Raw genomic sequence first — 23,460 nt, 5'->3', positions numbered from 1 at the left:
GCCCACCAGTCTAGTGGGGCGGGCGCCGCCGTCCGCCCGGCAGCCCCTCCGGCAAGGGGGAGCGGCACTCGTGGACGGCAGCTTGCCCTTGTGGGGCGCCTCACACGATTCGTCTGGAAAGTGGGGTCCTATGGGCGCGGCTTGTCCACGGCGACGTGTCACAGGTGGACATTGTGACGTGAGACATAGGTACCATCTAGTGGTTGGTGTCAAACGACGGTCAAGATCCCGCCGCACTCCCACCCGCAGAACCACCGGCCGCCCGGCCGGGGCCGCGTCCGACGAAGAACGCGCCCGCCGCCCGGACGGATCCATGAAAGGAAACCCATGAAAAGCACCACGTCGGCCAAGCTGGCCGCGTCCCTGATGGCGTCCGCCCTCCTCCTGACCGCCTGCGGCGACGGCGGCAGCGACGCGCCGGGCGCCGAGGGCCCCGTCGAGATCGGGATCGTGCAGTACGTCTCCCACCCGTCCCTCGACGCCGCCGCCGCCGGGTTCAAGCGGGCCCTCGCGGACGCCGGCTACGAGGGCGACGCCGTGGTGTTCGACGAGCAGAACGCCCAGGCGGATGCGGCGACCAACACGTCGATCGCCGGCAAATTCGCCTCCGACGGCAAGGACCTGGTCCTCGCGATCGCCACGCCGAGCGCCCAGGCGGCGGCCCAGGCCATCGTGGACATCCCCGTGCTGTTCACCGCCGTCACCGATCCCGTGTCCGCCGACCTCGTCGACAGCCTCGAGGCACCCGGCTCCAACCTGACCGGAACGAGCGACCTGAACCCGGTCGCCGAGCAGATCGCCCTCATCAGGGAACTGGCGCCGGACGCACAGAGCGTCGGCATCGTCTACTCCTCCGGCGAGACCAACTCGACCGTCCAGGTGGAGCTGGCCAAGGAGGCCGCGGCCGAGCTCGGCCTCGAAGTGAAGGAAGCCGCCATCAGCACCTCGGGCGAGGTGCAGCAGGCCGCGCAGTCGCTCGATGTCGACGCCTTCTACGTGCCGACCGACAACAACGTCGTCTCGGCCCTCGAATCCGTGATCCAGGTCGCCGAGACCCGCAAGGTGCCGATCGTCGCTGGCGAGGGCGATTCGGTCGCCCGTGGCGCCGTCGCCACCTACGGCATCAACTATGAGCAGCTCGGTTACCAGACCGGCGAAATGGCCGTGAAGATCCTCAAGGGCGAGGCCGAGCCGGCCTCGATGGCGGTCGAGACCCAGAGCGACCTCGAGCTCTACGTCAACCCGGGTGCGGCCGAGCGCATGGGCGTGACGCTGCCGGACGGCTTCACCGATCAGGCCGACCACGTCGTCGAGTAGATCCCCCCGACCACCCCAGGGAGCGTCGTCGGAACACCCACCGGCGGCGCTCCCGACCCAAGAGAAAACCCAGGTTCCGCACCATGATCACCGCGGTTGAACTGGGCCTGATCTACGCGATCATGGCCCTCGGGGTCTACCTGACCTTCAAGATCCTCGACTTCCCCGACCTCACGGTCGACGGCAGCTTCACGACCGGGGCCGCCGTCGCCGCCGTCTCCATCATCAACGGCGTGCCGCCCCTGCTCGCGACGGCGATGGCCTTCGGCGCCGGACTCGCGGCCGGCGTCGTCACCGGACTGCTCCACACCAAGGGCAGGATCAACGGGCTGCTCGCCGGCATCCTGACGATGATCGCCCTGTACTCGATCAACCTGCGCATCATGGGCAAGGCGAACCTGCCGCTGCTGCGCGAGGAGACCCTCATCACCCCGCTGCGCGAGGCCGGCCTGCTCGGTGGGATCGTCAGCATCCTGCTCTTCCTGCTCGTGGCCCTCGTCGTGAAGCTCGTCCTCGACTGGTTCCTCCACACCGACGTGGGGCTGGCCATGCAGGCCACGGGCGACAACGAGCAGATGATCCGCAGCTTCGGCGTCAGCACCGACAACCAGAAGATCCTCGGGCTCGCGCTCTCCAACGGCCTCGTCGCCACGTGTGGCGCGTTCATCGCCCAGTACCAGGGCTTCGCCGACATCGGCATGGGCATCGGCCTCATCCTGGCCGGCCTCGCCTCCGTCATCATCGGCCAGGCCATCTTCGGCTCGCGGCTCATCTGGATCGCGACGCTCGCCGTGGTCCTCGGCTCGGTCCTCTACCGCGTCGTCATCCAGCTGGCGCTCCAGGCGGGGCTGCAGCCGAACGACATGAAGCTCATCTCCGCCGTCCTGGTGGTGCTGGCGCTCGTCCTGCCGCAATGGAGCGGCTTCAAGAAGATCGCGGGCCGGATCGGCACGCGCAAGGCCGCGGCCAAGGGAGCGGAGGTCTAGCCATGCTGAAGATCACCAAAGTCAACAAGACGTTCTTCCCGGGAACCGTCAACGAGCGCAAGGCCCTGCGCGGCATCGACCTGGAGCTGGCCACCGGCGAGTTCGTCACCGTCATCGGCTCCAACGGCGCCGGCAAGTCGACCATCCTGAACACCATCTCGGGGAAGCTGCGCCCGGACACCGGAACGGTCCACATCGACGGCACCGACGTCACGCGGCTCGCGGACTACCAGCGCGCCCGCTACATGGGCCGCGTCTTCCAGGATCCGATGGCCGGCAGCGCGCCGACGATGACCATCGAGGAGAACATGGCCATGGCGCTCGGCCGGGGCCGCCGCCGCGGCCTGGCCCTGGGCGTGACCCGGTCCAAGCGCGAGCGGTTCCGCGAGGAGCTCGCCTCGCTCGAGCTGGGCCTCGAGAACCGGCTCAAGACCAAGGTAGGGCTCCTCTCCGGCGGCCAGCGGCAGGCGTTGAGCCTGCTCATGGCCACGTTCAGCGAGCCCAAGATGCTCCTGTTGGACGAGCACACCGCGGCGCTGGATCCGCAGCGCGCCGAGCTCGTCTCCCGGCTCACCGGCGAGATCGTCGAGCGCCACGGGCTGACCACCCTCATGGTCACGCACAACATGGAACAGGCCCTGCGCCTGGGCAGCCGGCTGATCATGATGCACGACGGCCAGATCATCCTGGACCTGGACACGGAGGCCAAGAAGAAGCAGACCGTCCAGGGCCTGCTGCACGAGTTCGAGAAGATCAAGGGCGCCCAGCTCGACGACCGCACGATGCTGCAGTAGCGCGGGCGTCGCGGAGTCCCGACGGCAAGGGGCCGGCCGGCAACGGCCGGCCCCTTGCGTGTGCCTGAGACGGGGAGCGGCCCGGGGCCGGGCTCCCGCCCCACGCCGGTTCAGGGCGCGGGCAGGGGCTCGAAGTACAGTTCCTCGTGGAGCTTGCAGCGCGGGTTGAAGGGGGCCGTGCAATGCGGGCAGGATTCGGCGGCGGTGTACTCGTCGATCCGCAGCGTCCTCCGGCACGCCCCGCACAGCACCGCGGCCTCGTCCCGGTCCGCGGCCGGCCACGTCCGCGTCGGGTGCTGGCCCGGCACCTCGTCGTGGCACCAGCGGCACGGGTAGAACGCGTCGCAGCAGGGGAAGCGGATGGCCACGATGTCGAGCTCGGTCCGGTAGTGCACGCATCGGGTCAGGGAGTCCACGACGGCCCCGAGGACCACTGGACGGCTCACCGGACGCCCCGCGCGGTGAGCGCCTCGCCGAGCTCGTCGGCGTGCTTGAGCGCCACGACGAGGAACGGCACGACGAACGTCGCGGGACCTCCGCGGGCGCCCCGCGCGCGCTGGGCCTCCCGCACGCCGGCCGCGATCCGGGCCAGGACGGGCAGGGTCGTCAGGGTCACGGTGAGCAGGAGCGAGACGCGCTGCGGATCGATGCCGAGCGCCGCCGCGGGCCTCAGCCCGCGCTCGAGCGCGGCCAGCAGGTCCGTGACCCGCGTCGTGAGCACGAGCAGCCCGGCGAGCAGGACCGCCGAGAGGACGCGGGAGGAGTTCGCCACGGCCGCCTCCGCCGGGAGGAAGAGCAGCTGCATGCCCACGGTGATGGCCGCGATCCAGCGCAGGGACCACAACTGGGCCAGGAACACGCGCGGGCCCAGGGCCGCCGCGAGGTGGCCGGCGCACGCGACGCCCCACGCCACTCCCGCCGCCCACCAGGCCGAGGGCAGGAAGGAGAGCGCGAGGACCACGGCGGCCAGTCCGAGGACCTTGGGGCCGGCGGGAATCCGGTGCAGCGGCCCGGGGGTGGAGACGTAGTGGCTCAGCATGCCAAACTGCGCTCGTAGTGCCGGACCACGGCGGCGGCGTCGTCGACGGCGAGGATGCGCCCCCCGTCCACGAGCACCGCGGCGTCGCAGCGCCCGGCCAGGGCCAGGTCGTGCGTCACGAGGACGAGCCGGTGCGAGGGGCCCTCGAGCAGGTGGTCGGCGACCCGGCGGCCGTTGCGGGCGTCGAGGAGCGCGGTCGGCTCGTCGGCGACGACGAGCTCGGGCCGCCGGACGAACGCGCCGCAGAGGGCGAGGAGCTGCTTCTGCCCGCCGGAGAGCTCGTGGGCGGAGCGGGCGGCCAGGTGCGCGAGGCCGAACTCCTCGAGCGCCGCGTCCGTGCGGGCCGCCGATTCGCTCCGGGAGAGCCGCTCGGCGCGCAGCGAGAACGCGACGTCCTCCCGCACGGTCGGCATGATGATCTGCGCGTCGGGGTTGCTGAAGACGAACGCCGCGGGCGTGGGCCCGTTCTTGCGCCGCCGGGCCGGATCCGCGCCGTTGACCAGGACGCGCCCGGCCGTGGGGACCACGAGGCCTCCGATGACGCGGGCCAGGGTCGACTTGCCGGAGCCGTTGTCGCCGACCACGGCGATCCGGCGGGCCCCGGTGGCCAGGTCGACGGCGTCCAGGAGCGTCGTGTCGCCGAGGCGCACCGTCACGGACTCGAGGCGGATCGCGCTCACCGGACCACCTCGAAGACCGCCGCGACGCCGAGGCCGCCGCCGACGGACGCGGCGGCCAGGCCGAGGGTCCCCGCGGGCGCCCCGCCGCGGACGAGCCGGCTGAAGAGCCGCACGACGGCGACGGCGCCGCTCGCCCCCCAGGGGTGGCCCCAGGCCAGCGCTCCGCCGTCGGGGCAGACGCGTTCGTCGTCCTCCGCCACGCCGATCCTGTCGAGGACGGCGAGGGTCTGCGCGGCGAAGGCCTCGACGAGTTCGACGGCGGCGAGCGCCTCCGTGCCGACGCCGGAGCGGGCGAGGGCCTCGAGGACGGCCGGTGCGGCCCCGGCGCCCGGCAGCGAGGGATCGCTGCCGGTCACGGCGTGGGCGCGGAGGGCGAGCCCGGCGGGGCGTCCCGCGCCGCCGGCCCGTTCCCAGTCCGACGGGACGAGCGCGACGGCGGCGGCGCCGTCGCTGATCCGGCACGAGTTCCCGGCGGTGACGACGCCGCCGGGAAACAGGGGCACGTGGCGCGCCACGAGGCGTCCGCTCCCGGGGCGCAGTCCGTCGTCGTCCAGCCCGGCGACGGGAACGATCTCCGCGCTGAAGGCGCCGCGGGCGTGCGCGGCCGCCGCCCGTTCGTGGCTGAGCATGGCGTAGGCGTCGAGCCGGGACCGCGGGATTCCGTCGGCCCGGGCCAGGTCCTCGGCGGCCTCGGGCATGCCCGGGTCGGGGAAGCCCGCCGGGACGAACGGGGCGCGGTCGTAGGGGACGCCGTCGATCGAACGCACGGGCGCCGTCGAGGCGCTCTCGGCCCCGCCCGCGAGCCGGGGGCGGTGGTCGCCGGCGCGGATGGACTCGGCCGCCGCGATCACCGCGGCCAGGCCGCTTCCGCACTGGCGGTCCACGGTCAGGCCCGGGACGGCGTGCCCGAGCCCGGCGGCGAGGGCCGCGACGCGGGCGGGGTTCCCGCCCGGTCCCATGCAGTTGCCGAGCACGACGTCGGCGAACGGCGCCCCGGTCCCGAGGACCGCGGCGGCGTCGTCGGCGACGGCCCGCAGCACGGGTGCGGCCAGGCCGTCGAGGCCCGTCCGCGCCAGGCCGCGGCCGCGGGTCGCGATGGGGGTCCGCCGCGCGGCGACGACGACGGGGTGTTCCTCACGCAAGGCGGGCCACCTCCCCGGCGGCGACGAGGCCCGCTGCGACCGAACGGGCCGGCTTGCCGTTGGCGGTGCGCGGCAGTTCGGCGGCGAACCAGCGGCGGGGGCGGTGCGAGGGGGCCAGGAGCTCTCGGGTGGCACGGCGCAACGCGGCTGCGCTCGGCGGGGAGGCGGGGTCTGCCGGTTCGACGACGGCCGCGACGAGGGCGCCGACCCCGGCCCGTGGCAGGCCGAGCACCAACGCGTCGGCGATGCCCGGAAGGCCGCGCAGGACGGATTCGACGTCCTCGGGGACCACGGTGGCCGAGGCGGTGAGGATGGCCCCGTCGCCGCGCCCGCGCAGGCGCAGCCGTCCTGCGGCGAGCTCGGCGAGGTCGCCGACGGTGTGCCAGCCGTTCTCGGAGCGGAGCGGTCCCGGGCCCCGGCCGCCGGCGACGGGCAGGTATCCCGAGGCCACGAAGGCCGAGCGGACCCACAGCTCGCCGTCCCGGGTGCGCAGCTCGACGCCCGGGAACGGGCGGTAGCCCTCGCCGTCGTCGTCGACCGCGACGAAGGAGAGCTCGGCGGCCCCGTAGTAGGAGACGACGCGGATGCCGCGGGAGGCGGCGTCGCGGCGCAGGCGCGCGTCGAGCCCGCTGCCGCCCACGAGGGCCGCGCGCAGGCGCGGCGGGGCCCCGGCGTCGATGAGCCGGCGCAGGGCCTGCGGCGTGCCGTGGAAGAGCGTGGCCTCCGCGGCGTCCGGGACGGTGGACGCGGGGCCCGTCCCCGTGCCACACGCCTCGGCCAGGACGGGCCGCGGTCCGCCCTCGAGGGAGTGGGCGAGGGAGAAGAGCGTGAGGGAGGAGACCGGAGGGGAGGGCAGCAGGACGACGTCGTCCCCGGTGGCCCCGAGGAGCCGCTCGGCGGCGCCGAACGAGTCCGACCACGAGGCGGCGCTGCGCATCACGACGCGCGGGAAGCCGCCGCTTCCCGAGGTCAGTCCCGCCCACGCCGCGTCGTCGGGCGGTGACGCGTCGGCGCAGGTGCGGAGGATGTCGTCCCATTGGCGGGGGCTCCAGCGGTCGTCGCCGACGAGGGGGACGCCGCCCCGGGAACGGATCGAGCGCAGCCGGGCGGCGAGCGCGGCCGCGCCGCCGTCGCCGGCCCGGCCTCCGGACGCCTCGCACGCGTCCGCGGGCCGGACCGGGACGAGCCGCGCTCCGGACGCTTCGGTCATCGGGCGCTGTCCGCCGGAACGGCGGCCGCGTCCGCGGTGTGCGCAGTGCGGGCGCGGAACGCGCGCGGGTAGGCGCGGGCGAGCGTCATGGTGATCAGGGTCGCGAGGACGGCCTTGACGAGGTCGCCGGGGAGGAAGGCGAGGCTCTGCAGGGCCGTGGCCTCGAGCGGAAGGCGGGTGACGAGCGCCTGCACGGGGATGCCGAAGGCGTAGACCACGGCAATGCCGCCGACGAGGACTCCCAGCGCCGTGCGGGCCACGGTCAGCCGCGCGCCGCCGTGGACGATCAGCCCGATCACGAACGCGCCGGCGATCCAGCCGGCCAGGTAACCGGCCGAGGGGCCCACGAAGACGCCGAGCCCGCCGCGGCCTCCGGCGAGGAGCGGCAGCCCGACGGCGACGAGGGCCAGGAAGACGACCATCGACAGGGCGCCGCGCCACGGGCCGAGGACCGCGCCGGCCAGCATCACGCCGAGCGTCTGGGCGGTGATCGGCACGGAACCGAAGACGGACAGCCCCCCGGGAAGGCCGAGGACGGCGACGATGGCGGCGAAGACGGCGATGCGGGCGATGTCGGTGGCATCGAGGCGGAGGCGGTTCATCGGTTTCCTTGGGGGACGAGCGGGCCGTGAACGTTGAACACCGTTCACTTGAACGGCGTTCAGGCTACCCCGTCCGGGCCGTGTTCCACAAGGCCGGCGTGACGCGGGGACACGCAAGAAGGCCCGGTCGCCATGGACCGGGCCTTCTGTGCATCGGTGCCCTCGAAAGGATTCGAACCTTCGACCTTCCGCTCCGGAGGCGGACGCTCTATCCCCTGAGCTACGAGGGCGTGCCGGGCGCTTGCGCATCCGGCGGGGAACCTCAAAGAGCTTAGCAGCAAATCGAGCCCGGACGTCAACGCGCCCGCGGCGCCGCTCCGGCGGCGAGCAGCCGGTCTGGTCCGCGGATCCTGCGCGGTTCCGGCCGGGGAAGCCGCGTGGTCCGCACGGCTCACCGGTGGGGACGCCGCGCGGCCGGGCCGCGGAGACCGGCGTGTCACGGACCGCCGGCGCGGCGCCCGATCCGCACGGCCGCGTAGGCGGCACCCACGGCGACGAGCGCCGCGCCGAGCCCGGCCGCGGTTCCGGCGATGCCGCCCCGGGGTAGCGTCCCGGCCGCGAGGGCTAGCGCGCCGAGGGCCTGGGCGCCCACCTGCACGGGCCAGGCCGCGCGCAGCAGGGCGGCCAGCGCGGCCGTCGTGAAGCGGGCCGAGGCCGGAGCCGTCGAGCGGGCCCCGAGCAGCACGAGCACCGCGTGCAGGACCAGGACGACGACGGGCAGCAGCCAGCCGGGCGCGGGAGCGAGCCCGAGGTACGCGGCGACGAGGAGCGCGAGCACCGGCAGGGTCGTGAGGTGGTGGGGGATCCAGACCGCGAGCGCCGCGGCGGTGCCGGCGGCCCCGAGCGAGAACGCCAGGCTCGCCCCGCCGAAGCGCGAGGCCTGGGCCAGGGCGGCCGGGACGCACACGGCGAGGAAGAGGGCGGCGGCCACGGCACCGAGCGCGGCCGAGGGCACCGTCCGGACGCCGACCGCCTCGAACGATTCCGGCACCGGCCTGCGCGTCACCGGGGGCCTCCCGGGGCGCGCATCCGTCGCACGGCCCACGCGTCCAGCGCGGCCTCGACGCCCTCGGCGGGAAGGAGGGCGATCCCGCGTTCCGCCAGGAGGGCATGGGACGCCGCCCGGGAGGCCAGGAGCAGCTCCCAGGCCTCGCGTTCCATCCCGGCCGTACCGCCGAGGTCCAGCTCCGGCAGCGTGTCCACGGCGGCGACGACGTGGCCCGTGCGGACCCACTCGGCCGCGCGTTCGCAGGCGTCCGGCTCGAGGAACGGACTCAGCAGGAACACGAGCGCGCCCGGCGGCGGTTGCGGCGGACGCTCGGGGCCCAGGGACGTGGGAGGGACCGCGAGCGTCGTGAGGCGGCGCCGGAGCAACTCGAACTGCCGGTGCCCGGCCGCGGGCGGCAGGGGCGCGGCGAAGCCGAAGGCGTCCATCATCCCGACCCGGTCGCCCGCCGCGAGGTAGCTGTGGGCGATCGTGGCCGCCGCGCTCCGGGCCCGGTGCAGGGAGGAGTCCATGCGCAGGCGCCCCGCGAGCGGCCTCGACCACGCGGCGGCATCCGTCGGCACGTCGGCCCGGGCGTCGACGGCGAGGACGACTGCGGCATCGGCCGGGGCGGCGAAGCGGCGCACGACGGGCATGCCGTCGGCGGCCGTGGAGCGGGCCGTCGCGCGCCAGTCGATGCTGCGCAGCCCGTCGCCCGCCTGCCACGTTCCGGTACCGAGGGTGTCCGTCCCGCCGCCGGCGAGCGGTCCCCGGTGGTCGCCGGCGTGGGAACGCAGACGGTGGGGCAGCGCCAGGCGGCGTGCCCGCGCGGGCAGGGGACGGAGCCCGGCGACGAGGGACCCGGCGGCCGCCTCGTCCTGCAGCGCCACGAGGTCGGCCGAGGCCGTGGACACGGCGTAGCGCAGCACCTCCCTCCGGCCCGAGAGGGGCAGCGGCACCCGGAGCTCGAGCCGTTCCGTGGAGGCCGCGACGAGGCAGGACTGCCGGGCTCCCGGGCCCCGCCCCCGCAGCACCATGAGGCGCCCCGAACCGTCGCCGGCATCGCGCAGCACGGCGGTCCGCCGGCCGGCGTCGTCGACGGCGTCGGAGCCGAAGCCGAGCTCCGGGCGTCCGGGGGGCCGGCCGGCGAGGGGGCCGGTGGACATCAGCGCCAGCAGCCCGCCCAGGGCGGCGACGTCGGGACGCCCCGCGAGGACGCCCCCGACGGCGAGCGCGATCGCGGCGACGACGCCCACGCCCCAGGCCGGCGAGCGCTCGGCGGACAAAAGGGTCGCCGTGACGGGGCGGGCCGGGGCGTGGCCACGCTCGGCGGGCAGGTCCGCCTGACGCAGCACCCGTCGCAGGCCCATGATCACCCCGCCGTCGCGGGGACGGGGACCGCCTCGGCGGCGGCCCGGACGAGGGCGGCGGTGTCCAGCCCCCGCGCCCACGCCGACGGCGAGAGGACCAGCCGGTGCGCGAGCACGGGCACGGCGAGTCCCTTGACGTCCTCGGGCAGCACGTAGGCGCGGCCCTGCAGCGCGGCGGCCGCGCGCGCCACGAGCACGAGCGCCTGCGCCCCGCGCGGCGAGGCCCCGAGCTGGACGGCGTCGAGCCGGCGCGTGGCGGCGGCCAGGCGCACGGCGTAGTCCACGATGTCCGCCGCGACGGGCAGCGTGGTCAGGAGGTCCTGGAGGCGGGCGAGCCCCTGGGCGTCCAGGACCGGTTCGAGCACCGGTTCGTCGATGCCGCGGGCCAGGCGCCGGGCCACGATCTCGGCCTCGGCGGCGGGGTCCGGGTAGCCGATCGAGAGCCGGACGAGGAAGCGGTCGAGCTGGGCCTCGGGGAGGGGATAGGTCCCCTCGAACTCCACGGGGTTGGAGGTGGCGAAGACATGGAAGGGCCGCGGGAGGGCGTAGGTGGTGCCCTCGACGGAGACCTGGCCCTCCGCCATGGCCTCGAGGAGGGCCGATTGGGTCTTCGGCGAGGTGCGGTTGACCTCGTCGGCGAGCAGGAGGCCCGTGAAGACCGGTCCGCGCCGGAACTCGAAGGTCCGGGCGGCCGGGTCGTAGAGCGAGGATCCCGTGACGTCGGAGGGCAGCAGGTCGGGAGTGCACTGGAGGCGGCGGAAGGGCAGGCCGAGCGACTGGGCCAGCGACCGCGCGACGAGGGTCTTGCCGAGGCCGGGCATGTCCTCGAACAGCACGTGCCCGCCCGCGAGGACGGCGGCGAGGGCCGTCGAGAGGGCGGCGTCGGCCCCGACCACGGCCTCGGCGGCCCGGTCCAGGACGGCCCGTCCCGCGCGGGACACCTCGGAGACGCTGCCCGGCTGCCCGGAAGCACCGGTGCGCCGATCCGGGCCGCGCGCCCCGCCGTCGTCCGCCGCCCGGTGGTCCTCGTGGTTCATCGTGTTCCTTCCAGCGGGGCCGGGGCCCCGGCGTCGTAGGCGGCCAGCCAGGACCGCGCCTGCCGGGCGGCCGCGAGGGCCCGGCGCGCAGGGACGTCGCCGTCCGCTGCGAGCACCCGCAGCACCCAGGCGGCCTCCGGCCCCACCGCGTCGGGGTCCCCGGCGAGCCCCGCGGCCGTCTCGAGGGCATGGCGCAGCGGTTCCGCCGCCGCGCCATGGGACCGTACCCGCCCGGAGAGCAGGGCGAAGGCCACGCCGCGGAAGGCCTCGCTGCCGGACGCGGGGCGGGCCGCGTGCAGGGGAGCGCGCGCGGCGCCGGCCCACAGCGCCAGGAGCGAGTAGACGAAGCCCAGACAGGCCCCGGAGGCCGTGATCAGGGCCGTGTGGCCGGGATCGATCCCGGTGAAGAGGCAGTAGGCGAGGGCGAGGAAGGAGAACGACGCCGGGGCCGCCCACCCGACGCGCCCGGCACCGTCTCCTTCCGCGCCGCGGCGGCCGCTCCGGCTCACCGCTGCCGCCCCACGTGGTCCGTCAGCTCCGCCACGTCGCGGCGGGCCTGCGCCAGCTCGGCGGGCGAGATGCTTCCCTCCGGCGCCGAGCCGGCGTAGCGCGCCCGTTGGTAGAGCGCGAGCAGGCGGGCCAACGGGGCGGGAGGCACGTCGAGCGAGCGCAGGAGCGACGCGGCGTACTCGCTCGGCGTCTGCGCGGGACCGCGCGCCGAGCCGTGGGCCGCGGAGGCGTCCTCGACGGCGAGCCAGGCGGCGACCACGGCATCCGTCGAGGTGCGCGGACCGGGGGCGAGCGCGGCCGAGGCGGCCCGCAGCCCCCCGAGGACGCGCTCGCGGACCGCGCGGTCCCGGGCCTCGTCGGGCTCGTCGGGCTCCGCCGTGCCGGCCGTCCCGCCCTGCGCGCTGCCGCGCGAGGCCATCACGAGGCCCGCGACGAGGAGCAGCAGGAGCACGAACAGCGCGGTGGCGATCCCTTCCCCGAGCCCGGACACGAGCGCGGGGTCCGTCGATTCGGAGGGGGCGGGGGCGGGATCGGGTGCCGCGGAGTCGCCGAGGATCCAGTCCCAGGCCGGCAGCCGCGGCAGCTGCGGCGCGGAGTGGGTGAGCGGGCCCAGCATGCCCGCCGCCGCCACGAGGAGCGCGCCGGCGGCGAGGACGGCGGCCCGGGCGGCCCACGGGGGACCGTGGCGCGGTCGACGCGCGGCCTGCGGTTCCATGGGGCGTCCCTTCGGTGGTGCACCGGCCTCGTGGGTGCGAATATACCAAGCGGCGGGGCCCTGTGTGAGGCGGGTCATGCTGCGCCGGGGGCCGGGCGGGCACCGCTATTCTTGACGGGTGACTCCAGAACAGCTTTCCCACGCCATTTCCGCCTGCCTCTCGGACGCCGTCGCGTCCGGCGAGCTCAGCGTCGAGGTGCCGGACACGGTGCGCGTCGAGCGCCCCAAGAGCCGCGAGCACGGCGACTGGGCGACCAACATCGCCCTCCAGCTCGGCAAGCGGGCCGGGATGAACCCGCGGGAACTGGCCCGGCTGCTCTCCGAGCGCCTGCGCGCGATCCCCGGGGTGGACTCCGTCGACATCGCGGGCCCCGGCTTCCTGAACATCCGGCTCGACGCCGCCGCCGCGGGCGGGCTCGCGCGCGACATCGTCCAGGCCGGCGCCGCGTTCGGCACGGGGGATGCGCTCGCCGGGACCCACATCAACCTCGAGTTCGTCTCCGCCAATCCCACGGGACCGATCCACCTCGGCGGGACCCGCTGGGCCGCGGTCGGCGACTCCCTCGCCCGGATCTTCCAGGCCCAGGGCGCCGAGGTCACGCGCGAGTACTACTTCAACGACCACGGCGCGCAGATCGACCGCTTCGCCCGCTCCCTCCTGGCCAAGGCCCAGGGGCAGCCGACGCCCGAGGACGGCTACGCCGGGCAGTACATCGACGAGATCACCGCGCGCGTGCTCGAGATCGAACCGGACATCCTCTCCGCCGCGGATCCGCAGGAGCGCTTCCGCGCCGTCGGGGTCGAGATGATGTTCGGGGAGATCAAGGCCTCCCTGCACGACTTCGGCGTGGACTTCGACGTCTACTTCCACGAGGACTCCCTGCACCAGGGCGGCAAGGTCGAGGCCCTGCTCGAGCAGCTCAAGTCCTCCGGTAGCCTCTACTTCGACGCGGGCGCCTGGTGGCTGCGCTCCACCGACCACGGGGACGACAAGGACCGGGTCGTCATCAAGTCCGACGGCAACGCCGCCTACATCGCGGGCGACATCGCCTACATCCAGGACAAGCGCGAGCGCGGGTTCGACCTGAACATCTACATGCTCGGCGCCGACCACCACGGCTACGTGGCGCGGCTCAAGGCCGCCGCCGCCGCGCTGGGCCACGATCCGGCCTGCGTCGAGGTGATGATCGGGCAGATGGTGAACCTCGTCAAGGACGGCGTCCCGGTGCGCATGTCCAAGCGCGCGGGCACCGTCGTCACGCTCGAGGACCTCGTCGACGCGGTCGGCGTCGACGCCGCACGCTACGCGCTGACCCGCTACTCCTCGGACTCGAACATCGACATCGACCTGGACCTGCTGCAGCAGAAGACCAACGACAACCCGGTCTTCTACGTCCAGTACGCCCACGCGCGTTCCCGGGCCGCGGCGCGCAACGCGGCGGCCGCCGGCGTGGACCGCTCCGGCTTCGACGCCGCGCTGCTGACGCACGCGACGGAGAACGAGCTCCTCGCCGTCCTCGCCCAGTACCCGCACCAGCTCGCAGGGGCCGCGGAACACCGCGAGCCGCACCGCGTGGCCCGCTACCTGGAGACCCTGGCCGGCGCCTACCACCGCTGGTACGGCGCGACGCGCGTCGCCCCGCTCTCCGGCGAGGAGGTCACGGACCTGAACCGGACGCGGCTCTGGCTCAACGACGCCACGACGCAGGTGCTGGCCAACGGCCTGGCCCTGCTGGGCGTCTCGGCCCCGGAGAAGATGTAGCGTGGCGGCATCGGAGCTTGCCCCCGACTGGCTCGCCTACCCCGGCGACGTCAACGCGCTGCGCCCCGCCGAGTGGGCCGCCGGCGTCGACCGCGCCCGTGACGGCGAACTGACCGTCCAGGGCCTGCCCGTCACGGCGCTGGCCAAGGAGTTCGGGACCCCGCTGTTCGTGCTGGACGAGGACGACTTCCGCGCCCGGGCCCGCGGTTTCAAGGAGGCCTTCGACGAGGCGTTCGCGCCGCTGTGCGGGGGCGTGGACGTCTACTACGCGGGCAAGGCCTTCCTCTCCATCGAGGTGGCCCGCTGGGTCACGGAGGAGGGGCTGCGGCTCGACACGTGCTCGGGCGGCGAGCTCGCGGTGGCCCGGCGCGCCGGGGTCCCGCCGCGCAACCTCGGGCTGCACGGCAACAACAAGTCGGTCGCGGAGATCGAGGCCGCCCTCGAGCTCGGCATCGGCCGCATCGTCGTCGACAGCCTCGACGAGCTGGGCCGCGTCGCGGCCGTCGCGGCGCGCCTGGGCCGCACGGCCCCCGTCATGCTGCGCCTGACGCCCGGGGTCCACGCGCACACGCACGAGTTCATCGCGACGGCCCACGAGGACCAGAAGTTCGGCCTGTCGCTCGCCGCGGGCGCAGCGGACGACGCCGCCGCCGGCGAGGGTGCCCCGGCCGGTGGTGCCGGGGGAGCCGGGACGGGAGCGGACGGCTCCGCCCCGCCGTCGTGGGGCCCCTTCGACGCCTCGCCGGCCGCCGCCGCCGTGGCCCGCGCGCTGGCCGATCCCGCCCTCGAGCTCCTCGGGGTCCATTGCCACATCGGCTCGCAGATCTTCGAGGCCGAGGGCTTCAACCTCGCCGCCGAGCGGCTCATCGGCTTCCTCGCCGCGGTCCGCGCCCACCACGGCGTCGAGCTGGGCGAGCTCGACCTCGGCGGCGGCTACGGGATCGCCTACACCGCGGAGGACGCCCCGCGCCCGCCCGCCGAGCTCGCCGCCTCGATGGCCGACGTCGTCCGCGCCGCCACGGCACGCCACGGCCTCGCCGTGCCGCGGATCTCGATCGAGCCCGGACGGGCCATCGCCGGGCCGAGCACGTTCACGCTCTACGAGGCGGGGGTGCGCAAGACCGTCACGGTGGACACGGACTCCGGAACGGCCCGGCGCCGCTACGTCTCCGTCGACGGCGGCATGAGCGACAACGCCCGGCCCGTCCTCTACGACGCGGACTACACCGCGGTGCTCGCCTCGCGTGTGACGGATGCGGAACCGATTATTTCCCGTGTGGTTGGAAAACACTGCGAAAGCGGTGACATAGTCGTCAGGAACGTCTACCTGCCCGAGGACGTCGCCGCCGGCGACCTGCTCGCGGTGCCGGCCACCGGGGCGTACTGCTGGGCGTTGTCCAGCAACTACAACTACCTGGGCCGGCCGGCCGTGGTCGCCGTCCGCGGCGGCGCGGCGCGGACCATCATCCGCCGGGAGACGGAAGACGACCTGTTGGCCCGTGACATGGGAGCGTAGTACTTCGTGAAGACACTCAAGGTGGCGCTGCTCGGCGCCGGCAACGTCGGGTCCCAAGTGGCCCGGATCCTGCTGGACGACGCCGGGGAGCTCGCCGGTCGCACGGGCGCGCGCCTTGAGCTGGCGGGGATCGCCGTGCGGGACGTCGACGCGCCGCGCGCCGTCGAACTGCCCCGGGAGCTGCTCACCACGGACGCGGAGGCGCTCGTCGACTCCGCCGACATCGTGATCGAGCTCATGGGCGGGCTCGAACCGGCCGGGACGCTGATCCGCCGGGCGATCGCCGCCGGGGCCACCGTCGTCAGCGGCAACAAGGCCCTCTTGGCCGCGCAGCTGCCCGAGCTCTCGGAGCTCGCCGACGCGGCGGGCGTCCAGCTCTCCTACGAGGCCGCCGTCGCCGGGGCCATCCCGATCCTGCGCCCTATCCGCGACAGCCTCTCCGGCGACCGCATCACCAAGGTGATGGGCATCGTCAACGGCACCACCAACTTCATCCTCGATGCCATGGACACCACGGGCGCCCAGTTCGGCGACGTCCTGGCCGAGGCGCAGCGGCTCGGCTACGCCGAGGCGGACCCGACGGCCGACGTCGAGGGGCACGACGCCGCGGCGAAGGCCGCCATCCTCGCCTCGCTGTCCTTCCACACGCGCTTCGACCTCTCCGCCGTGCACTGCGAGGGCATCACCTCGGTCACCGCCGACGACGTCGCCGCCGCCTCCGACGCGGGCATGGTCATCAAGCTCCTCGCGATCGCCGAGCGCCTCGTGGACGAGGCGGGCCACGAGGGCATCGGGGTCCGCGTGCATCCCACGCTGCTGCCGCGCAGCCACCCGCTGGCCGCCGTCCACGGCGCGTTCAACGCCGTCTTCGTCGAGGCGGAGAACGCCGGCGAGCTCATGTTCTACGGCCAGGGCGCCGGCGGTTCGCCGACCGCCTCGGCCGTGCTCGGCGACGTCGTGAGCGCCGCCCGCCGGGTCGTCGTCGGCGGCAGGGGACGCACGGAGACGACCTCCGGCGCCCTGGCCGCGCTGCCGATCGAGCAGGCGACGACGAGCTACGCGATCAGCCTGGACGTCTCGGACGAGACCGGCGTCCTCGCCTCGATCGCCTCGATCTTCGCCCGGCACGGCGTGTCCATCGAGACCATGCGCCAGTCGACCCATCCGGACACCGCGGCCGAGAAGGGCTTCGCGACGCTGCGCTTCGTCACGCACACCGGGCGCGAGTCGGCCCTCGCGGCGACCGTGAAGGACATCGCCGCGCTCCCCGTCGTCCAGAAGATCACGTCCGTCCTGCGAGTCGAAGGAAACTAAGTGGCCCATCAGTGGCGCGGAGTCATCCGCGAATACGCTTCCCGCCTGCCCGTCACCGAATCGACGCGGGTGGTCACCCTCGGCGAGGGCGGCACGCCGCTCGTGCACGCCCCGGCGCTGTCGGCGCTGACCGGTTCCGAGGTGTACCTCAAGGTCGAGGGCATGAACCCGACCGGCTCCTTCAAGGACCGCGGCATGACCATGGCCATCACGGCCGCCGTGGAGGCCGGGGCGCAGGCCGTCGTCTGCGCCTCCACCGGCAACACCTCGGCGTCCGCCGCCGCCTACGCGACCCAGGCCGGCATCAAGTGCGCCGTCCTCGTGCCGGACGGCAAGATCGCCCTCGGCAAGCTGTCCCAGGCGATCGCGCACGGGGCCGAGCTGCTCCAGGTCGACGGGAACTTCGACAACTGCCTCGAGGTGGCCCGCAAGCTCAGCGAGAACTACCCGGTGTTCCTCGTGAACTCCGTCAACCCCGCGCGGATCGAGGGGCAGAAGACGGGGGCGTTCGAGGTCGTGGACTTCCTCGGCGACGCCCCCGACTACCACCTCCTGCCCGTCGGCAACGCCGGGAACATCACGGCGTACTGGAAGGGATACAAGGAGTACTCCGAGCCGTACGAGTCAGCGACGGCGGGCACCCTGGGACCCGTGTCGACCAAGCGTCCCGCCATGTGGGGCTTCCAGGCGGCCGGCGCGGCGCCGATCGTCGCGGGCCACCCGATCACCGAGCCGGACACCATCGCGACCGCGATCCGGATCGGCAACCCGGCCTCGTGGCAGCAGGCCGAGGCCGCGCGCGACGAGTCCGGCGGGCTGATCGAGGCCGTCACCGACGAGGAGATCCTCGAGGCCCACCGCTGGCTCTCCTCCCGCGAGGGCGTCTTCGTCGAGCCCGCCTCGGCGGCCGGCGTCGCCGGGCTGCTCAAGCACCACGCGGCCGGAACGGCGCCGAGCGGCAAGACGATCGTCATCACCGTCACGGGCCACGGACTCAAGGATCCGCAGTGGGCCCTGCGCAACGCCGACGGTTCCGACGTGACGCCGACGAAGGTCGGATTCGACGTCGTCGCCGTCGCCGACGCGCTCGGCCTGGCGTAGGCGGCCCGGTGGGGGAGCAGACCGCGGTCGCCCCGGGGCAGCGGATCACCGTCACCGTCCCGGCCACGAGCGCCAACCTCGGGCCGGGCTTCGACGCCCTCGGGCTCGCCGTTGGCCTCTTCGACACGCTCGAGGTCGAGACGACGGACGAGCCGCGCACGGTCGTCGAGGTCTCGGGCGAGGGCGAGGACGTTCTGCCCCGGGACGAGACGCACCTCGTCGCGAGGATCCTGCGCGGGCGCTGGGCGGCGCTCGGCGCCGAGCCGTCCGGGCTGCGCCTGCGTGCCGTGAACCGGATTCCGCACGGGCGGGGACTCGGTTCCTCCGCCGCCGCCGTCGTGTCCGGCCTGCTCGCGGCCGACGCGCTCCTGCCCGAACCGCTGCGCGCCCGCGCCGGAGGCCTCGCGGGGGTCTTCGCCGAGGCGACGCGGATCGAGGGCCACCCCGACAACGTCGCGCCCGCCCTGCACGGCGGGCTCGTGCTGAGCTACGAGCCCGGGGGCGGGCCGGCCCGGGCCGTGGACCTGGACCTGGCCGCCGGCATCGTCCCCGTCGTCGCCGTGCCCGACGTCGAGCTGTCCACCCACCGCGCGCGCTCGCTGTTGCCCGCCTCGGTCCCGCACTCCCACGCGGCGGCGAACTCCGCGCGCGTCGGCCTCCTGGTCGCCGCGCTGGGGGGCCGGCCGTCGCTCCTGCTGGACGCGACCGAGGACTACCTCCACCAGGGCTTCCGCGCCGAGGCCATGCCGGACAGCGCCCGCCTCATCGCCGCGTTGCGCGCCGAGGGCGCCGCCGCCGTCGTCTCCGGAGCCGGGCCGACCGTCCTGGCCTTCGCCGACGGGCCGGGCGACGCGGAGCGGATCGGCGGGCTCATCGCCGCGGCCACGGCGGGATCAGCCGTTCGCTGGCGTGTCCTGATGCCCGGCGTGGACCGCGACGGTGCTAAGGTAGAGGTGCACTAGCGGCCATATCGGCCGGAGCCCGCACACCGGAGGTGGCATTCCACCCGCCCGGCGGCCGGCACCGTCCACCGCACATCGTGCATATCGAGCTTCCACCCAGGTGGTCCCCCGTATGCCGTGCATCATCGTGGCCGCGTGCGGCCTTCCATCCTGCCGTCCCTGTTCCATGGGGCAGGAGGCCGCATCACCGTGTCGCCGTCCCGCATCTGACGCGGGACCGGCTGTCAATAGTCCGCGGGCCGCTCTGAATCCGGTCCGCCCGACGAGGGGGAAGGAACCTTCGTGACCGAAACCACCAGCCTGGATCCAGGCGTGGAAACCAGCACCGCACCCAAGAGCGCCGGATTGTCCGGGCTCAAGCTGGCCCAGCTGCAGGCGCTCGCCTCCCAGCTCGGCATCACCGGCGGGTCGCGGATGCGCAAGGGCGACCTCGTCGCCGCCATCTCCAACCACCAGCGTGGAGGCGCCGTCGCCGACCGCGGCGCCAAGGCCAATCAGGAGCAGGCCCCCGTGGCCTCCGCCGCGGCGCCCGCGTCCCAGGGCGAGCCCGCCCAGGAGCAGCCGTCCCGCGAGCAGGGTGGCAAGGAGCAGGGCGAGGCCCGGGCCCCGCGCACGCGTTCGCGCAACCGCCGCGCCTCGAGCGACTCCGTCGCCGCCGGGTCCGCCGAGCAGGACGCGGCCCCCGCGCAGCAGGAGGCCCCGGCGGCGGACTCCGGCTCCGGCGAGCAGCCCTCCGGGCGCCGTTCCCGCGGACGCCGCGCCGAGGCCCAGCAGGGTCCGGCCGCCGAGCCCGCCTCCGACGCGCAGGGCGCCGGCTCCGGCCAGGACGCCCCGGCTGATTCCGGCTCCGAGCAGGGCCGGAACGAGTCCGCGCGCGGCGAGAACGAGCAGCAGGAGCGCGGCGGACGCAACCGCCGCAACCGCAACCGCCGCGGCGAGGGCGAGCAGCAGGAGCAGGGCGGCAACGAGCAGCGCGAGCAGGGCCAGCGCGAGCAGCAGGGCCAGCGCGAGAACCAGCGGGACAACGAGCAGCAGGACCGCTCGGGCCGCAACCGCCGCAACCGGAACGACCGCAACGAGCGCAACCGCAACGACCGCAACGAGCGGCGCAACCGCCGCGGCCGCAACCAGCCGGACGTCGACGACACCGAGGTGACCGAGGATGACGTGCTGCTGCCCGTCGCCGGCATCCTCGACGTCCTCGAGAACTACGCGTTCGTGCGCACCTCCGGCTACCTGCCCGGCCCGAACGACGTCTACGTGTCCCTGAACCAGGTCAAGAAGCACAACCTGCGCAAGGGCGACGCCGTCGTCGGCGCCATCCGCGCCCCGCGCGACGGCGAGAGCACTGCGAACCAGCGCCAGAAGTTCAACGCCCTCGTCAAGCTGACCTCCATCAACGGCAAGCCCGCCGAGGAGAACGGCCGGGACCGCGTCGAGTTCAACAAGCTCGTCCCGCTCTACCCGTCCGAGCGCCTGCGCCTCGAGACCGACCCGAAGAAGGTCGGACCGCGCGTGATCGACCTCGTCGCCCCGATCGGCAAGGGCCAGCGCGGCCTGATCGTCTCGCCCCCGAAGGCCGGCAAGACGCTCATCCTCCAGTCGATCGCCAACGCGATCACCATCAACAACCCCGAGGTCCACCTCATGATGGTGCTCGTGGACGAGCGTCCCGAGGAAGTCACCGACATGCAGCGCACGGTCAAGGGCGAGGTCATCGCCTCGACCTTCGACCGCCCGGCCGACGACCACACCACGGTCGCCGAGCTCGCGATCGAGCGCGCCAAGCGCCTCGTGGAGATGGGCATGGACGTCGTCGTGCTGCTGGACTCGATGACCCGCCTGGGCCGCGCCTACAACCTCAGCGCGCCGGCGTCGGGCCGCATCCTCTCCGGCGGCGTCGACTCCTCGGCCCTGTACCCGCCGAAGCGCTTCTTCGGCGCCGCCCGCAACATCGAGAACGGCGGCTCGCTGACCATCCTGGCCACCGCGCTCGTCGAGACCGGGTCCAAGATGGACGAGGTCATCTTCGAGGAGTTCAAGGGCACGGGCAACATGGAGCTGCGCCTGTCCCGCCAGCTGGCGGACAAGCGCATCTTCCCGGCCGTGGACGTCAACAGCTCCGGCACGCGCCGCGAGGAGAACCTGCTCTCGGCCGACGAGGTCAAGATCATGTGGCGCCTGCGCCGCGTGCTCTCCGGCCTCGAACAGCAGCAGGCCCTCGAGCTGCTCACCAGCAAGATCCGCGAGACCCAGTCCAACGCGGAGTTCCTCATGCTCGTGGGCAAGACGACGCTCGCGTCCAAGTCGGAGAACTAGCTGCCCCAACGCCCGGACCCGTCACCGCCTCCCCGGCGGGACGGGCCGGGCGTTGAGCCGTTAACGCCCGGTTCCGGGCGCCCCACGCCCCCGCCGGGCGTTCCCCTTACCCTTGAAGCAGCCGTAGCGAAGGAAGTTGACCACCATGTTCGAGTCCGTCCAGGGCCTTCTCGACGAATACGCCGAGCTGCAGGCCCGGCTGAGCGATCCGGCCGTCTACCAGGACCAGGCGATGGCCCGCAAGCTCGGCCGGCGCAGCGCCGAGCTCGGCGGGATCGTCGACGCCCACAAGCGCTGGCGCCAGCTCAGCGACGACCTCGAGGCGGCCCGGCTCATGGCCGACGAGGACCCCGAGTTCGCGGCGGAGGCCGAGGAGATCGAGGCCCAGCTGCCCGCCGCCCAGGAGAAGCTGCGCCGCCTCCTGATCCCGCGGGACCCCAACGACGCGCGCAACGTGATCCTCGAGGTCAAGGGCGGCGAGGGCGGCGACGAGGCCGCGCTCTTCGCCGCGGACCTGCTGCGGATGTACACGCGCTATGCGGAGTCCAAGGGCTGGAAGACGGAGATGATCTCCTTCAACGAGTCCGACCTCGGCGGCTACAAGGACGCCCAGGTCGCGATCAAGGGATCCTCGAACGACCCTGCGGACGGCGTGTTCGCGCACTTGAAGTTCGAGGGCGGCGTGCACCGCGTCCAGCGCGTGCCCGTCACCGAGTCGCAGGGGCGCATCCACACCTCCGCCGCCGGCGTCCTGGTCCTGCCCGAGGTCGACGAGCCCGAGGAGGTCGAGATCCACGCCAACGACCTGAAGATCGACGTCTACCGCTCCTCGGGGCCGGGCGGGCAGTCCGTGAACACGACCGACTCGGCCGTGCGCATCACGCACCTGCCGACGGGGATCGTCGTGGCCATGCAGAACGAGAAGTCCCAGCTGCAGAACCGCGAAGCGGCCATGCGCGTGCTCCGCTCCCGGCTCCTGGCCCACCAGCAGGAGCAGATCGACGCCGAGAACTCCGAGGCCCGCAAGTCGCAGGTGCGCACGATGGACCGCTCCGAGCGCATCCGCACCTACAACTACCCGGAGAACCGGATCGCCGACCACCGCACGGGCTACAAGTCCTACAACCTCGACGCCGTGATGAACGGGGACCTCGAGGCGGTCATCCAGTCCTGCATCGAGGCGGACGAGCAGTCTCGCCTCGAGGCGCTCGGCGACGAGCAGCAGTAGGGCCGTGGCAGCAACGGAGCGGGACCTGGCCGGCGCCCTCGCCGACGCCGTGAGGCGGCTGCGGGCCGCGGGCGTCCCCACCCCACGCGTCGACGCCGAGCTCCTCGCCGCCCACGCGGCCGGGGTGGGCCGCGGCCGGCTCCAGGCGCTCGCCCTCGCCGGCGCGCCCGAGCCCGAGGGCTTCGCCGGGCTCGTCGCCGAGCGCTGCTCGCGCGTGCCCCTGCAGCACCTGACCGGAACGGCGTACTTCCGCCACCTCGAGCTCGCGGTGGGCCCCGGCGTCTTCGTCCCCCGACCGGAGACCGAGGAGGTCGCCCGGCTCGCGATCGAGGCCGCGCTCGAGCGGAGGGCCCCCGGCGGCGTGGTGCGCGTCGTGGACCTCGGGACCGGCTCGGGCGCCCTCGCCGCCGCGGTCGCGAGCGAGGTCGACGGCGCGGAGGTGCACGCCGTCGAGCTCAGTCCGCTCGCCCTGGCCTGGGCCGAGCGGAACCTCGCCCCGCACGGCGTCCACCTCGTGCAGGGGGACCTGCGCACGGCGTTCGAGGAACTGGACGGGACCGTCGACGTCGTCGTCAGCAATCCCCCCTACATCCCGGCCGGCGCGGTCCCCGTCGACCCCGAGGTCAGGGACCACGATCCCGAGCTGGCGCTCTACGGCGGCGGCGCGTCCGGGCTCGAGCTGCCGGCCGCCGTCGAACGATCGGCCGCCCGCCTCCTGCGGCCCGGCGGCTACGTGGTCATGGAACACGCCGAGGTGCAGGACCTCTCCGCGCGGGCCCTCTTCGAGGACGCCGGCTGCTGGGAGTCCGTCCTGGGCCACCGGGACCTGGCCGGACGGGCGCGCGCGACGTCGGCGGTTCTGCGCTGACAT

At 74.2% G+C, this 23,460-nt stretch carries 22 protein-coding genes and 1 tRNA gene; 11 read left to right on the top strand and 12 right to left on the bottom strand.

What is annotated here, in order from left to right:
* Positions 1-327: 327 nt before the first annotated feature.
* From AC0QR5_RS05320 to AC0QR5_RS05310, 3 genes are all read left to right on the top strand, one after another.
* Entirely contained in the window at positions 328-1,317 is a 990-nt protein-coding gene (locus AC0QR5_RS05320) for an ABC transporter substrate-binding protein (protein ID WP_329861024.1), read from the top strand.
* A gap of 83 nt (positions 1,318-1,400) precedes the next feature.
* Positions 1,401-2,303 (top strand): ABC transporter permease, encoded by a 903-nt coding sequence (locus AC0QR5_RS05315; protein WP_329861023.1) that lies wholly within the window; start codon positions 1,401-1,403, stop codon positions 2,301-2,303.
* Positions 2,304-2,305: 2 nt separating this feature from the next.
* Entirely contained in the window at positions 2,306-3,097 is a 792-nt protein-coding gene (locus tag AC0QR5_RS05310; protein WP_329861022.1) for an ABC transporter ATP-binding protein, read from the top strand.
* Positions 3,098-3,207: 110 nt separating this feature from the next.
* Here AC0QR5_RS05310 and AC0QR5_RS05305 read toward each other — a convergent pair whose 3' ends face one another.
* From AC0QR5_RS05305 to AC0QR5_RS05250, 12 genes are all read right to left on the bottom strand, one after another.
* Entirely contained in the window at positions 3,208-3,543 is a 336-nt protein-coding gene (locus AC0QR5_RS05305) for a CHY zinc finger protein (protein WP_329861021.1), read from the bottom strand.
* Positions 3,540-4,136: a CbiQ family ECF transporter T component gene (locus AC0QR5_RS05300; protein WP_329861020.1), complete on the bottom strand. Its 597-nt coding sequence runs from the start codon at positions 4,134-4,136 to the stop codon at positions 3,540-3,542. Before AC0QR5_RS05300 ends, AC0QR5_RS05305 begins: the two co-directional genes overlap by 4 nt.
* Entirely contained in the window at positions 4,130-4,816 is a 687-nt protein-coding gene (locus AC0QR5_RS05295) for an energy-coupling factor ABC transporter ATP-binding protein (protein WP_329861019.1), read from the bottom strand. The genes AC0QR5_RS05300 and AC0QR5_RS05295 overlap by 7 nt, the downstream gene beginning before the upstream one ends.
* The gene (locus AC0QR5_RS05290; RefSeq protein ID WP_329861018.1) at positions 4,813-5,958 is read right to left on the bottom strand and encodes a thiolase family protein; all 1,146 of its coding nucleotides are present in this window, start codon (positions 5,956-5,958) and stop codon (positions 4,813-4,815) included. Before AC0QR5_RS05290 ends, AC0QR5_RS05295 begins: the two co-directional genes overlap by 4 nt.
* Positions 5,951-7,168: an ANL family adenylate-forming protein gene (locus tag AC0QR5_RS05285; RefSeq protein ID WP_329861017.1), complete on the bottom strand. Its 1,218-nt coding sequence runs from the start codon at positions 7,166-7,168 to the stop codon at positions 5,951-5,953. The genes AC0QR5_RS05290 and AC0QR5_RS05285 overlap by 8 nt, the downstream gene beginning before the upstream one ends.
* Positions 7,165-7,770 (bottom strand): biotin transporter BioY, encoded by a 606-nt coding sequence (locus AC0QR5_RS05280; RefSeq protein WP_329861016.1) that lies wholly within the window; start codon positions 7,768-7,770, stop codon positions 7,165-7,167. Before AC0QR5_RS05280 ends, AC0QR5_RS05285 begins: the two co-directional genes overlap by 4 nt.
* Before the next feature lie 157 nt (positions 7,771-7,927).
* A tRNA-Arg gene (locus AC0QR5_RS05275) sits at positions 7,928-8,000 on the bottom strand.
* A gap of 206 nt (positions 8,001-8,206) precedes the next feature.
* Positions 8,207-8,776, bottom strand: coding sequence for a hypothetical protein (locus AC0QR5_RS05270; RefSeq protein ID WP_329861015.1), 570 nt, complete (start codon positions 8,774-8,776; stop codon positions 8,207-8,209).
* Positions 8,773-10,125 (bottom strand): DUF58 domain-containing protein, encoded by a 1,353-nt coding sequence (locus AC0QR5_RS05265; protein ID WP_329861014.1) that lies wholly within the window; start codon positions 10,123-10,125, stop codon positions 8,773-8,775. The genes AC0QR5_RS05270 and AC0QR5_RS05265 overlap by 4 nt, the downstream gene beginning before the upstream one ends.
* Positions 10,126-10,127: 2 nt before the next feature.
* A complete protein-coding gene (locus AC0QR5_RS05260) occupies positions 10,128-11,162 on the bottom strand; it encodes an AAA family ATPase (protein WP_329861013.1) in 1,035 nt (344 codons plus the stop codon).
* A complete protein-coding gene (locus tag AC0QR5_RS05255; RefSeq protein WP_329861012.1) occupies positions 11,159-11,671 on the bottom strand; it encodes a hypothetical protein in 513 nt (170 codons plus the stop codon). The genes AC0QR5_RS05260 and AC0QR5_RS05255 overlap by 4 nt, the downstream gene beginning before the upstream one ends.
* A complete protein-coding gene (locus AC0QR5_RS05250; RefSeq protein WP_329861010.1) occupies positions 11,668-12,387 on the bottom strand; it encodes a DUF4129 domain-containing protein in 720 nt (239 codons plus the stop codon). Before AC0QR5_RS05250 ends, AC0QR5_RS05255 begins: the two co-directional genes overlap by 4 nt.
* A 118-nt stretch (positions 12,388-12,505) precedes the next feature.
* On the opposite strand from AC0QR5_RS05250, the gene argS reads away from it, so the two are divergent.
* From argS to prmC, 8 genes are all read left to right on the top strand, one after another.
* Positions 12,506-14,149, top strand: coding sequence for an arginine--tRNA ligase (gene argS, locus AC0QR5_RS05245; RefSeq protein WP_329861009.1), 1,644 nt, complete (start codon positions 12,506-12,508; stop codon positions 14,147-14,149).
* Position 14,150: 1 nt separating this feature from the next.
* On the top strand, positions 14,151-15,665 hold the full coding sequence (locus tag AC0QR5_RS05240) for a diaminopimelate decarboxylase family protein (protein ID WP_329861008.1): 1,515 nt from the start codon (positions 14,151-14,153) through the stop codon (positions 15,663-15,665).
* 6 nt (positions 15,666-15,671) lie between these two features.
* A complete protein-coding gene (locus AC0QR5_RS05235) occupies positions 15,672-16,979 on the top strand; it encodes a homoserine dehydrogenase (protein WP_329861006.1) in 1,308 nt (435 codons plus the stop codon).
* Positions 16,980-18,080, top strand: a complete 1,101-nt coding sequence (gene thrC, locus AC0QR5_RS05230; protein WP_329861004.1) for a threonine synthase — start codon at positions 16,980-16,982, stop codon at positions 18,078-18,080.
* 8 nt (positions 18,081-18,088) lie between these two features.
* The gene (gene thrB / locus AC0QR5_RS05225) at positions 18,089-19,042 is read left to right on the top strand and encodes a homoserine kinase (RefSeq protein WP_329861003.1); all 954 of its coding nucleotides are present in this window, start codon (positions 18,089-18,091) and stop codon (positions 19,040-19,042) included.
* Positions 19,043-19,324: 282 nt separating this feature from the next.
* Positions 19,325-21,361 carry a transcription termination factor Rho gene (gene rho, locus AC0QR5_RS05220; protein WP_329861002.1) on the top strand — a complete coding sequence of 679 codons (2,037 nt, stop codon included), beginning with the start codon at positions 19,325-19,327 and terminating at the stop codon, positions 21,359-21,361.
* 145 nt (positions 21,362-21,506) lie between these two features.
* On the top strand, positions 21,507-22,589 hold the full coding sequence (gene prfA, locus AC0QR5_RS05215; RefSeq protein ID WP_329861001.1) for a peptide chain release factor 1: 1,083 nt from the start codon (positions 21,507-21,509) through the stop codon (positions 22,587-22,589).
* A 4-nt stretch (positions 22,590-22,593) separates the two neighbouring features.
* On the top strand, positions 22,594-23,457 hold the full coding sequence (gene prmC, locus AC0QR5_RS05210) for a peptide chain release factor N(5)-glutamine methyltransferase (protein WP_329861000.1): 864 nt from the start codon (positions 22,594-22,596) through the stop codon (positions 23,455-23,457).
* Positions 23,458-23,460 lie beyond the last annotated feature (3 nt).

Source organism: Arthrobacter sp. J156 (assembly GCF_056172865.1).
The sequence above is the reverse complement of the archived record's forward strand: the minus strand, read 5'-3'. Positions and strand labels throughout refer to the sequence as shown.